Below are 12,355 nucleotides of genomic sequence, written 5' to 3'. Positions count from 1 at the left end.
AGTGAGCTTGAGCAAAAAGCTCAGCAACTCGAAGATGATAATCGCAAGCTTCTCTCAAAAAACGTAGAAGAAATGAGCTTGCATGAGCTAGCTCAAAAAGCTGAGGCTTTAGGGTATGTAGAGCCTGAAACTATTATCAATCTGGAAGCTGGGACCAAAACTATTGCTTTAGGGATAAAAGAGTAAGGTAACTGTTACAATAAATGCAGTAATAAGGATACAGTTACTTATGAAATCTTCTTTTCGCATTTCAATTTTAGTAGTAATTTTTATTGTTACCGGTCTTATCATCATTAGCCGATTATTTCATTGGCAAATCATTGCTGCTAGTCAACTAGCGGCTCTAGCTGCTTCTCAGCGCCAAAGTGTGGCTGAGTTACCACCGGTGCGAGGCAATATTTTAGCTTCAGATGGTTTTCCTTTGGCAATTAATAAAGAAGGCTATCTTTTGTATGCTAATCCTCAAGAGCTTAAGCAAGATCCTAAGATACTATCGCAAATGCTGGCCCCACTTTTGGCGTCTAATCTTGATGAAGTCAAAATTGCTACCGATGCCAGTTCTGAGGATATTGAAAAAATTCAAAAGAACCTGCTTTCAGATACGCAAGATTTTATTGATAGACAACTTTCTCAGGAGAATTTAGTTTGGGTACTTTTAAAGCGAAAGATTAGTCAAAAAACCAAAGAAGCTATTGATCATCTCAATATTAAAGGTTTGGCCTATGAACCAGAGCCGATTAGGTCTTATCCTGAAGCTTCCATGTCGGCTCAAATTTTAGGATTTTTAGGTCAGGATGAATTTGGTAAAGATACCGGCTATTTTGGTTTGGAGGGTTACTATAATTTGGACCTATTAGGCCGAATGGGTATTGTAAAACAAGAAAAAGATGCGATTAATCGGCCGATTCCGATTGGTAAATTTTGGCAACAAAAAAAACGGGACGGTCGACATCTGCAACTTTATTTAGATCGCAGTATCCAATACTTAGTCGAAGAATCTTTGAAAAAGGCGGTGGAAAGCTATGGGGCAAAATCAGGATCAGTAGTTATTATGGATCCAAAGACCGGTGGTATTTTAGCTATGGCTTCTTGGCCAAGTTTTGACCCAAACCACTATTCAAAATACGATCAAGAGCTCTTTGTAAATCCGATTGTTTCCAGTTCATATGAGCCAGGTTCAACATTTAAAGTTTTAACCATGTCGGCTGGAATTGATACTGATACCATTAAACCAGATACCGTTTGTGAAATTTGCGATGGACCATTTAAGATTGACCAATACTACATTCGCACTTGGAATGATAAATACTATCCCGGATCAAATATGACTGAAGTCTTGGCTCATTCTGATAATGTAGGTATGGTTTATTTAGCCCAGAAATTAGGTGTCGATACTTTTGTTGACTACATTACCCGTTTTGGTATTGGTGAGCCAACAGGGATTGATCTTCAAGGAGAAATTGCTCCTAGTTTGCGAGATGAATGGAAGGAAGTAGATTTGTACACAGCTGCTTTTGGCCAAGGTTTGGTAGTTACTGGTATGCAGATGGTCAGAGCTATTGCAGCAGTTGCTAATGGAGGTCAACTGATGCAGCCAAGAATGGTTAAAACCGTTATTGATAGTGACCAGGAAAAAGCAGTTGAGCCAGTAGTAGTGAGGCAAGTAATTTCCCCAGAAACTGCCAAAACAGTGACTGAAATGATGGTGGCAGCAGTTGATTACGGTGATGCCAAATGGGCCAGGCCTAAAGGCTACCGGATTGCTGGTAAAACTGGGACAGCTCAGGTTTCAGTAGCCGGACATTATGATGAAGAAAAAACGATTGCTTCATTTGTGGGTTTTGCTCCAGCCGATGATCCGGCTTTTGTAATGTTGACTATTATTGAAGAACCAACTTCTTCGCCATGGGGGAGTGAAACAGCAGCTCCGCTGTTTTTTACGATTGCTAAGAAACTGTTTGTTTATATGGGGATTCCTGCTGATAATTGATATAATGTCGCTATGAGTACGCTAACAATTTTAAGACCACTTTTGCCAAACTGGTTAGTAAATACTTGCTGGCATTTGCCTAAAGCCATTTTAGCTAATTGGTATTATGGTTTTCCTTCGAAAAATTTGACTATTATTGGAGTAACTGGCACTGACGGGAAGACTACCACCTCAACCATGTTGTATCATATCTTACATAAAGCTGGCTATAAGGTGGCGCTTATTTCTACGGTAGCTGCTAAAATTGGTAAAGAGGAGATCGATACTGGTTTCCATGTCACTTCCCCAGAACCTTGGGCTTTACAAAAAATGTTAAAACAAGTTGTTCGTCAAGGCTTTGATTATCTAGTCTTGGAATCTACTTCTCAAGGGTTGGTGCAAAACCGAACGTGGGGTATCAAATTTACGGGTGGGATTGTGACCAATATTGATATTGACCACCTTGACTACCATAAAACTTGGGAAAATTATGTCAAAGCAAAAGGTTTGCTTTTCAAAAATACCAGCTTTGCGGTTTTAAATTGTGAAGATGGCTCATATAAACCACTTAAAGAAACAGCAAAAGGAAAAATAATTTCATACGGAGTAAAAAAAGGAGATTGGAACCTGAAAGATACCCAAGTGAAAATCTCTCTTATAGGTCAATACAACCAATTAAATGCTTTGGCAGCTAGTGCTGCAGCTCATGAACTGGGTGTTGATAAGAAAAAAAGCCTTAAATATTTAGAGTCATTTCCAGGGGTGTTGGGTAGAATGCAGATTATGTATCAAAAAGATTTTACGGTGATTGTTGATTTTGCCCATACTCCCAATGCACTTAGGCAGGCCTTAGGTCAGCTCCGACCCAAAACTAAAAGTAGATTAATTTCAATTTTTGGCTGTGCAGGCTTACGGGATAAAGCCAGGCGGGAAATGGGCCAAGTGTCTGCAAAGCTAGCCGATATTACGGTTATAACTGCCGAAGACCCGCGTACCGAAGGTGTTGAGGCTATAAGTTGCGAAATTGAAGCATGGGCTCAAAAAGAAGGAGCCAAAGAATTATCCCGGCAAGAAATTACTAAACTAAAAACAGTAAAGAAAGCAGTTTATGTTAAAATTCCAGATAGACAAGAAGCAATTAATTTTGGGATAAAAATTGCTCAAAAAGGCGATATTGTGGGGATTTTTGGCAAAGGACATGAACAGTCAATGTGTTACGGTACGACCGAAACATTATGGACAGATCAGGAAGCAGTTAAAAAAGCTTTAAAAAAATATGGCTACAGTGCAAAATAAAAAAATTGTGGTAATTGGTGGTGGGACCGGAACTTCAGTAGTGGTTTCTGGACTTAAAAATCATGAAAATCTCAATATTACTGCCTTGGTTTCAGTAGCTGATTCTGGTGGGTCAACCGGCAGGCTTCGGGATGAATTTGGCTTTCAGCCAGTGGGGGATTTGCGACAGTCTTTGGCAGCTTTAGCAGATGAAAAGGAGCAAAGCTGGATTAGAAATTTATTGCTCTACCGATTTTCTCAGGGAGAAGGCTTGCAAGGCCATAATCTGGGAAATTTACTCCTAACTGCCTTGCAAGATATGGCTGGCTCAACCGCCAAAGCTTTGGAAATTGCTGAATCTATTTTTAGGCTTAAGGGTAGTATTTACCCAATTACTGAAACCAATGTTCAGCTGGTAGTTGAATATGAAGATGGCACGTTTTTAATCGGCGAAGACAACTTAAACCCTGGTAATTCAGGTGGTAAGAAAATCAAAAAAATTCACCTTTCACCTAAGGCTAAAATTTATAAAAAAGCCGCTGCTAGTATTGAGCAAGCAGATTTGGTAGTAATTGGACCTGGGGATTTGTATGCTAGTATTTTACCCAATTTCTTGGCCCAAGGTATTAAAACAGCTTTTACTAAAAGCCAGGCAAAAATTGTCTATATTGTCAATCTAATGACCAGTTTCACTCAAACTGCCAATTATAAAGCTAGTGATCATTTGACAGAGCTTGAGCAGTATTTGGGGAAAAAACCAGACTTCGTTTTTATGCATTCAGGGGTTATTTCTAAGCAAATGCTTGAACTTTATCAGGCTGAGCAGGAATTTCCGGTTGAAGATGATTTAGATCGAAATAAGTACCAAGTAATTGGTAGAGATTTTTTGGAAACTGTAGTAGCTAGTAAGCAGCCAGGAGACGCGCTTCATAGAAGTTTATTGCGGCATGATGGAGAAAAAATAAGTCAGGAGCTTCTTAAGCTTTTATAAACTGTTCTAAGTATTTAGCTAAACCATCATTATTGGTGTGGCCAATAATTTCATCAGCCACAGCTTTAACATCTTCTGTGGCATTGCCCATAGCAATACCTTGACCAGCAAGTTTGAGCATTTCAATATCATTACTGCTATCACCAATGGCAACCACATCTTTTAAATCAATATTTAAAAGTCTAGCCCAGCGTTTCATAGTAGTGGCTTTAGTGACGTTTTTAGCAGTAATATCAGCATAAGGAGTGCCATCATATGCTGTCATAGTTTTAATAGTTATATTTGACAAGCTTTTAAAAGCTAGATTGAGTTCTTGATTTAGACCATGAACGGTGACCTCAGTTAAATCATGATAATATTGGTAACTAAAGGGTTTTAGCTCAACTTTCCAATTATGTTTTTTAAATCGGGCTAATAAATCATTATCTGCTACGTAAAAATTATCAAAACCAAAATGAAGCTTAGCGCCAAATTTTCGACTAAGTCGATAGATTTGCTCTAAAGCTTCAGGATTAAGTTTCTTTTGCCAGATAATATTACCTTGGGTTGTAATGATCTCACCGCCTCCAGAAGTAATATGAAGGCAATCGGGTTTAAATAATTGCAAAATATTATCGTATATAGTTTGAAATTTCCTGCCTGTAGCGACGTTTAGCATAAAGCCTTGGTCTTGAAGTTTAGTAAGCACTGTTTTGGTTCGAGGGGAAACTTCACGGTTTAAGTTGGTCAGAGTTTTATCAATATCGAAAAGAAAAACAGGTTTATGCATAAGTCGTATCTTTGTTTACTATGGTGCCAGGTAGGATTTGATTATCTGGAGGAATAATAATACCAGGGTTAGTTCCACAATGAATACCGATTTTAACATTGTTGCCAACTATGCAACCCAAGTATGATTGGTGACTATCGCGCAATTCATTCTTGATAAAACATTTGATATCTTGGCGGTCTAAGCGGCGATTAGCAGTAACAAAATTAGCTCCAATTCGACAATCTTGTCCCAAAATAGAATCACCAATAAAACCCGAATGAATATGAGTATTTGGTCCTAGGTATGAATGAGAAATTTCTCCATGGCTTTGAATTTGGGCACCTTCTTCCAAAACTGCCCCTTTACGAACTTTACAATAGCTACCAACTACGACATTTTTGCCGATGTAAACAGGACCTTTAATAATGGCATATTCATAAATCTGAGTTCCAACTTCAATTACTACTGGCCCTTCAATAATAGCAGTGGGATGAATAAAAGCATCTGAGCTGATTTGAGGATCATTTTTAAAATTATTGAACAAGCAATTTGCTATGGTGAAAATATCCCAAGGATACTTAAGTGTTGGTACCTCAAGATCAGTTTTTAAGGCAAAATATTTACCTTGTTGGCCGTAAGTAGTGAGGGCATTTTCAAATTGATATTCTTCAAGAGGGGTTTGTTCTAAAATTTCTAAAAATTCAGGACTTAAAACATAGAGCCCAACAATCCGAAAACCAGTTTTGCCTTTCATATCCTGAGGTTTTTCAACAACCTGGCTAATATTGATACCATCAATCGTTAAAATACCATACTTTTCAGGTTCATCTGTTTCTTTAGTGTACTGAATAACTCCATCTTCAGGGATTTGATTATCTTGTAAAAATGATGGCAAGAGCTGTAAATGTTCTGCGACAGTGATATGCTGCTGATTGCAAACCAAAAAGCGGTGCTTAATTTTATCTTTAACTTGTAAAATGGCATGACCTTGACCCAGAGCTTGCTCCTGATTATAAAAGGTGATCTGAGCTTTGTCTTGAAAAATATTAGCAATAGATTCGATGGCTGTATCTTGAGGCGATTTAACAATATGAATATCAGTAATGCCGACTGAAATCAGAGATGAAATGGTGTGGGCTAGGATAGGTTGTCCCATTAAGACGAAATTAGCTTTAGCTCCCGGGTAAGAAAAGGGGTGAAAGCGACTACAACTGCCGCCAGTTAAAATAACAGCTGAAGGAATAAATTGACTCAAATTTTGATTCATCAAACTCTATTTTATCAGTAAAAAATATGAGAAAAAAGGTATAATAAACAGGCAAGTTAATAAGAGTTTAATTTTATGAATAATTTTAACCATATTTCTGCTATTGTCCTAGCAGCTGGTAAAGGAACCCGGATTGGTCAAGAATTACCAAAAGTTCTGTATCGGGTAGCCGGTAAACCCATGATTTACTACAGTCTTAGCTTGCTAGACCGGGTAGGCATTAAAGATAAAAACGTAGTGATAGGTTTTAAATCTGATGAAGTTAAGGCCAGTATTGGCCGGAGTGCCAACTATGTGTATCAATGGCAGCAAAAAGGGACAGCCGATGCGGTCAAAACAGCTTTGAAAGAAATTACTTCAGGAGTAGAAACAATTTTGGTAATCAATGGTGATGACTCGGCTTTTTATAAATCTTCAACTATTAGACGTTTGCTGAGATCTCATGAAGAACAAGGTGCTATGTTAAGCTTTTTAACGATCAGAAAAAAAGAACCAGGTTCATTAGGTCGGGTTAAACGCGATCAAGATGGCAGAGTTGTAACTATTATTGAAGCTAAAGAAGCTAGTCCGCAAGAGCTTGAAATTACCGAAGTTAATGCTGGTTGCTACTGCTTTAATTTTGAATGGTTACGAATCAATGTCGAACAAATTAAAGCCCAAGCTAGTAATGGTGAATTTTATTTAACAGACCTTATCTCATTGGCAAGTAACCAAGGCAAGATAGTAAATAGCCAAGAAGTAGGGGAAGATGAATGGTATGGGATTAATTCCAAAGAAGAATTGGCTTTAGCAAATCGCAATATGGTCAAACGTTTACAAGCCAGAAAACAACCACTGCTATTTTTAGTAAACCTGGATAACACAATTATTGATGTGGATAGAATCAAACAAGATTTAGATAAAGAAATTAATACTTTTCTTTCTTCAATAAGTAATAATGGTGATAAGAAAGACTATATTCAAAAATTTTGGCAAGCCTATGATGAAGTTAAAAAAGATAGAGGGTTTGTTGATATTCCCGAGGCTTGTCGAGTTTTTGCTAGTCAGGTTCAAAACGATTATCTAGCTGAGTCTTTGAAAAACATATTTTTTAGTTTGTCGTTTGAAGATTATCTGCTTCCAGATGCGTATTCTTTTTTAGAAAGTCTTCACAATATGGGTGAATTGGTGCTGATTGCTGAGGGTGATTTGGTTTATCAGCCAATTAAAATTAGAAAAGCTGGACTTATTCCTCTAGTTGATGATTATTTTGTTTTTGAAAATATTGGCGAGGGGATAAAACAAATTTCAGCTATTTATAAAGATTGGGATATTTTAATGATTGATGATCAGCTAGTTAATATTGCTGAGGCTAAAAAAGTTTCTCCTCAGATAAAAGGAGTTTGGTTGCAGTATGGTGAATATCAGAATGAGCATTTGGATAAAAAAGATATGGTAATTTGCTATGAACAAAGTTTAGCTCAGCTACTTGGCAAAATTACTAGTTTTCTTAAATCTTAAGATATGCTTAATCTTGCTGCTATCCACTCAGTCTACTTTACTGGTCTCAAAGGTGTAGGAATGACGGCCCTAGCTTGTATTGCCAAAGACTTTGGGATGCAAGTTGAGGGTTCAGATGTTGAGGGTACATTTGTGACGGATGAAGCCTTAGTTAAAAAAGATATTACCTGCTATATAGGTTTTGAGCCTGAGCGGATTAGGCAAATTAAACCAGACTTGCTGGTTTATACTGTGGCTCATGGTGGCGAGGAAAACGTGGAAGTTAAAGCAGCTTTGGAAGCCGGAGTGCTAGTTTTGTCTTTTGCTCAAGCTCTAGGCCTATTTTTCAACAGTAAAAACATCGGTATTAGCGTAGCCGGAGTAGGCGGTAAAACCACGGTCTCTGCCTGGCTAGCAACGGCATTGGAGCAGCTTGAGCAAGATCCTAGCTATATGGTTGGAGTTGGCCAAATTAAATCATTAGCTTTTCCTGGGAAATTTGATTTGAAAGGTGACATTTTTGTAGCCGAAGCAGATGAGTATAAATCAAGTATTAACGATGAACACCCTAAATTTTATTATCAAAATCCTAAAATTATCATTATTCCCAACTTGGCTCATGATCATCCAGATGTTTACCCAAGTGAAGTAAATACCTTAACTACTTTTCAGAAGTTTGTTGAAAAATTACCTAGTGATGGTACTTTAGTTATAAACCTAGATTGTCCGCTAGCCCGGAAACTTATTGAGCAAAGCGATATTAAAGCTTCGATTTTAGGTTATGGTTTTACCCATGGTGATTATCTGATCAAACAAAATTCTGTTTCTAGTTTTGACTTATTTAAAGGTGATCAGAAAATTGGTGTCAATCTTACTATCTCGGTTCAAGGCCAATTTAATATGGCTAATGCTACGGCTGTTTTATTGGCTGGCCAAGCGTTAGGCTTTGGTCTTCAAGATTTGCAAGCAGTTTTGTCAAAATACGAGGGTCTTGGCCGTCGGCTGGAATTAATCTATGAGCAAGATAGCACTACATTATATGATGATTATGCTCATCATCCTCAGGAAATTCAGGCAACACTAGCAGCCCTAAAAAATCAGTTTCCCAATCACCGCATTGTTGTAGCTTTTCAGGCCCATACCTACTCGAGAACCAAAGCCTTGTTGGCAGAATTTGCTAGCAGCTTTGGGGATGCTGACCATGTGGTCATTACTGATATTTTTGCTTCAGCCCGGGAAAAAGCTGATCCGCAAACTTCTGGCCAATCTCTGGCTGATGCTATTGCCAAAAACCACCGCGATACTAGATATTTAGCTGGAGAAAAGGAACTATTAGACTATTTGCAAACCCAAGATTTGCAAGATACAGTGATAGTAACTATGGGAGCTGGAGATATCTATCTTTGGCATGAAGCGATTATCAATTTGATTAAAGCGCAGTATGGCAAGTAGTAAGCAAGACTTACAAAAACTAGTAGTAAGGCCAGTTTTAGAGCAAGTTAGTTTATCGGCTTATACAACTTTGGGAGTTGGTGGTCCGGCTGATTTTTTGGTCGAAGTAAGTAGTAAGCAAGAAGCAGTTTCTATTCTAGAATTTGCCAACCAATGCCAAATACCGACTACTTTTTTGGGTGGGGGTAGTAATGTGGTAATTAGTGATAAAGGTATTAGAGGAGTTGTGATTCGAAATCTGATCCAAGATTTTGAACTTATTGCTGATAAAGCTTTAAAAACTACTGATAAAAAAGTAAAACCTCGTCTGGCCCAACTTAATAAAAAAGAATTTTATAGTAATGAACTTGCTCCATCTTTTGATGACAGCACTGAACAGGTTGTGGTATCGGCAGGTTCAGGTTTAAAACTAGCTGTCCTAATCCAAAAATGTTTAAATCAAGGTATTACCGGTCCGGAATGGTTTAGTGGTATTCCTGGTTCGGTTGGTGGCGGGGTATATATGAATATGCATGGTGGTAACTATTTTTTTTCTGATTTTGTAGTCAAGGCCGAAACAGTTGATAGTTCAGGACAAATAAAAAACTATGAAGCTGCTGAGCTTGCATTTTCTTATGATAATTCTCGTTTTCATGCTCAGAAAGAATTTATTACTACAGTCTGGTTCCAGTTTTACAAAGGTGACTTAGAAAAAGCTCGAAATATAGTCAGTGCTTGGGGTGGGCAAAAAATTGCTCATCAACCCCAACGCAGTTGCGGCTGTGTTTTCCAAAATATAAATCAGGAAGATCAGGAGCGGCTAGGTCTCCCAACACCTTCAATTGGTTATATAATAGACCACGTTTTAGAGCTTAAGGGAAAACAAGTCGGTGGAGCACGGATCTCGCCACAACACGGGGCTTTTATTGAAAATACTGGAAAGGCAACTGCTGCAGATGTTTTGACTCTTATTGAAGAAATTGAAACAAAAGCTCGAGAAAAATTAGATATAAGTTTAATAAAAGAAATTGAATTGTTGGGTGACTTTAATTAAATAAACTATGGCAAAATTTATTATCCAGGGGGGTAAGCCACTGCATGGAGCGATCCGAATTGGAGGGGCTAAAAATGCCAGTTTCAAGCTAATGATTGCCGCTACTTTGGCAGAAACTGAGTCAAGACTACTTAATTTATCCAATATTGGTGATGTAGTCGAAACTCAAAAAGCGTTACAAGGTTTAGGCTTTATTGTTAAAAATTGTGGTGAGCGAACCATGCTCATTAATCAAGGCAAACAAAAACCTGGTAAAGTTTGCGATGCTGTAGGTGAAAAAACTAGGGCTTCAACTTTGATTGCAGCAGTCCTGCTGGCCAACACTGGTTTTGCCCAAATTCCGGTACCTGGTGGCTGTAAGTTGGGAAGCCGACCGATTGATCGACATCTTGATGCTTTGGCCGCTTTAGGGGTAAAAATAGAAGATAATGGTACTACTATTCACTTAAGCTGCCAGCAACTTCATGGAACCAATTATCACTTTGATAAAAAAACTCATACCGGAACCGAAGCTCTTTTGTTGGCTGCCTGTAAAGCTAAAGGTAAAACAGTGATTAGTAATGCGGCTGCTGAACCTGAAGTCGATGATCTGATTAGTTTTTTGCAAAAAATGGGAGCCAAGATTAAGCGGATATCAGACGATGTGATCGAAATTGAAGGAGTCCAGAAAATGTCTGGAGCAGTGCATAAAGTCATGCCAGATAGAAATGAAGCGGTTTCTTACGCCGTTGCGGCTATTGCTACTAAAGGAGATGTGGTAGTTGAAAATGCTCAAGCCCAACATATGCAAGCTTTTCTAGCAAAATTGGAAGAAGCTGAGGCTAATTTTGAAACTGATGATTATGGTATCCGCTTTTGGTATGAAAAACCTTTAAAGGCGGTTGCGATGCAAACAGCTCCAGCTCCAGGTTTTATGACTGATTGGCAACCGCTTTGGACATTGCTTATGACTCAAGCGGTTGGACAAAGCCAGGTGATTGAAACTGTGTTTTCCAATAGGTTTCAGTATGTGCCCTTATTAAATAAGATGGGAGCTAAAATTGAGCTTTTTGATCCCGAATTCATAAACCCTCAAGAAGCGTATGAATTTGATTTTCCTAATCCGGAAAATCGTTTTCATGGTATTACCATTGATGGTCCAACTGATTTTTCCTGTCAAAATTTGAATATACCAGATTTGAGGGCGGGAGCTACATTAACCATTGCTGGCCTGATGGCTAATGGCAAAAGTGAGCTTTCAAATATTGAGCATATTGAGCGGGGTTATGAAGCTATTGATGAGAGACTTCGACAACTTGGAGCTACTATCGAAAAAGTAGCTTAGGTACATAATGGTTACTTCTTGCTAAATATAATCTTATTTTTCTATACTAAAAATATTAACAAGTTGAGAAAGGAGTAGTCATGGAAGCTTGGCAGGCGGTTCAATTTTCTGCTTGTCTACTGTTTTTTTTACTTCTTTTTCTCTGTGTTCGCTCGCTTTTTTACTGGCTTGGGGTTTGGCATGATGTTAAATGTGGTTGGTCAAAGCTTAAAAAAATTTTATTTCTTCCCCAGACATTTCAAGTTCACTATCAGGTACGTAGATTTAAATTCACTCTTACTTTGCAAGATTTCCTTATACTAATTATGGTTTTACTTAGCTCTTATCTTGTTTATTTTGATTTACTTAAGATAGTTTCAAGGATTTTGCTAATTCAAGATCCGCAACTTTTGATTGTTATCTTTACCTTTAACTTGGCTTTGCTGTACCTCTTGCTGCCATTTTTAGTTTCAGCGTATGCATTGGCTTTTAATCTCCTGCAAAAAATGCTGCTTTTACTTAAAATGATTGTTAGTTTTCTCTACTATCAAATAACTTTTAGTATTCAAAGTTATTTCAATCATTATCTTCACTTTCCTCTTTAGCTTTTATATACATATTTCCTATATATAGCTATAAGACTTCATTTCTTTGTCTTGACAAATTGTTATAGTTTCTCGTACCGTAGACATAAGCAAAACTATTTGCCCAGCCTATAGCAGAGTAGAGGCAAGCAATTTTTCTACATATTGTTTACATATTGTTGCTTGTGCTATAATGTTATAGGATAGCTAAATTAATTTGATAAAAGTTAACATTAGCTAAATCATCTATT

At 37.8% G+C, this 12,355-nt stretch carries 11 protein-coding genes; 9 read left to right on the top strand and 2 right to left on the bottom strand.

Features of this window, described 5'->3' with window-relative positions; genetic code table 11:
• The 4 genes from GYA49_01670 to GYA49_01655 form a co-directional block, all read left to right on the top strand.
• A partial coding sequence (locus GYA49_01670) for a hypothetical protein (protein ID NMC35733.1) occupies nt 1-186 on the top strand: 186 nt, incomplete at its 5' end.
• 43 nt (nt 187-229) lie between these two features.
• Nucleotides 230-1,990, top strand: a complete 1,761-nt coding sequence (locus GYA49_01665) for a penicillin-binding protein 2 (protein NMC35732.1) — start codon at nt 230-232, stop codon at nt 1,988-1,990.
• A gap of 12 nt (nt 1,991-2,002) precedes the next feature.
• Nucleotides 2,003-3,265: a UDP-N-acetylmuramoyl-L-alanyl-D-glutamate--2,6-diaminopimelate ligase gene (locus GYA49_01660; protein NMC35731.1), complete on the top strand. Its 1,263-nt coding sequence runs from the start codon at nt 2,003-2,005 to the stop codon at nt 3,263-3,265.
• Complete coding sequence (locus GYA49_01655) at nt 3,246-4,235, top strand: YvcK family protein (GenBank protein NMC35730.1); 990 nt, start codon at nt 3,246-3,248, stop codon at nt 4,233-4,235. The genes GYA49_01660 and GYA49_01655 overlap by 20 nt, the downstream gene beginning before the upstream one ends.
• Here GYA49_01655 and GYA49_01650 read toward each other — a convergent pair.
• Both GYA49_01650 and GYA49_01645 read right to left on the bottom strand, forming a co-directional pair.
• Nucleotides 4,222-5,004, bottom strand: coding sequence for an HAD family hydrolase (locus GYA49_01650; protein NMC35729.1), 783 nt, complete (start codon nt 5,002-5,004; stop codon nt 4,222-4,224). The genes GYA49_01655 and GYA49_01650 overlap by 14 nt on opposite strands.
• Nucleotides 4,997-6,253, bottom strand: coding sequence for a hypothetical protein (locus GYA49_01645; protein ID NMC35728.1), 1,257 nt, complete (start codon nt 6,251-6,253; stop codon nt 4,997-4,999). The genes GYA49_01650 and GYA49_01645 overlap by 8 nt, the downstream gene beginning before the upstream one ends.
• 75 nt (nt 6,254-6,328) lie before the next feature.
• Here GYA49_01645 and GYA49_01640 point away from each other — a divergent pair, with 75 nt between their 5' ends.
• From GYA49_01640 to GYA49_01620, 5 genes are all read left to right on the top strand, one after another.
• A complete protein-coding gene (locus tag GYA49_01640; protein ID NMC35727.1) occupies nt 6,329-7,753 on the top strand; it encodes an NTP transferase domain-containing protein in 1,425 nt (474 codons plus the stop codon).
• Between the two features lie 3 nt (nt 7,754-7,756).
• Entirely contained in the window at nt 7,757-9,184 is a 1,428-nt protein-coding gene (gene murC, locus GYA49_01635; GenBank protein ID NMC35726.1) for a UDP-N-acetylmuramate--L-alanine ligase, read from the top strand.
• On the top strand, nt 9,174-10,217 hold the full coding sequence (locus tag GYA49_01630; protein NMC35725.1) for an FAD-binding protein: 1,044 nt from the start codon (nt 9,174-9,176) through the stop codon (nt 10,215-10,217). The genes murC and GYA49_01630 overlap by 11 nt, the downstream gene beginning before the upstream one ends.
• A gap of 7 nt (nt 10,218-10,224) precedes the next feature.
• Complete coding sequence (murA, locus tag GYA49_01625) at nt 10,225-11,541, top strand: UDP-N-acetylglucosamine 1-carboxyvinyltransferase (protein NMC35724.1); 1,317 nt, start codon at nt 10,225-10,227, stop codon at nt 11,539-11,541.
• A gap of 80 nt (nt 11,542-11,621) precedes the next feature.
• The gene (locus GYA49_01620; GenBank protein NMC35723.1) at nt 11,622-12,125 is read left to right on the top strand and encodes a hypothetical protein; all 504 of its coding nucleotides are present in this window, start codon (nt 11,622-11,624) and stop codon (nt 12,123-12,125) included.
• The last annotated feature ends 230 nt before the right edge of the window (nt 12,126-12,355 follow it).

The organism is Candidatus Beckwithbacteria bacterium, from assembly GCA_012797845.1.
Taxonomy (GTDB): domain Bacteria; phylum Patescibacteriota; class Microgenomatia; order UBA1400; family UBA1449; genus JAAZOH01.
Note: the sequence above shows the minus strand (reverse complement) of the source record. Positions and strands in the feature narration are given on the sequence as shown.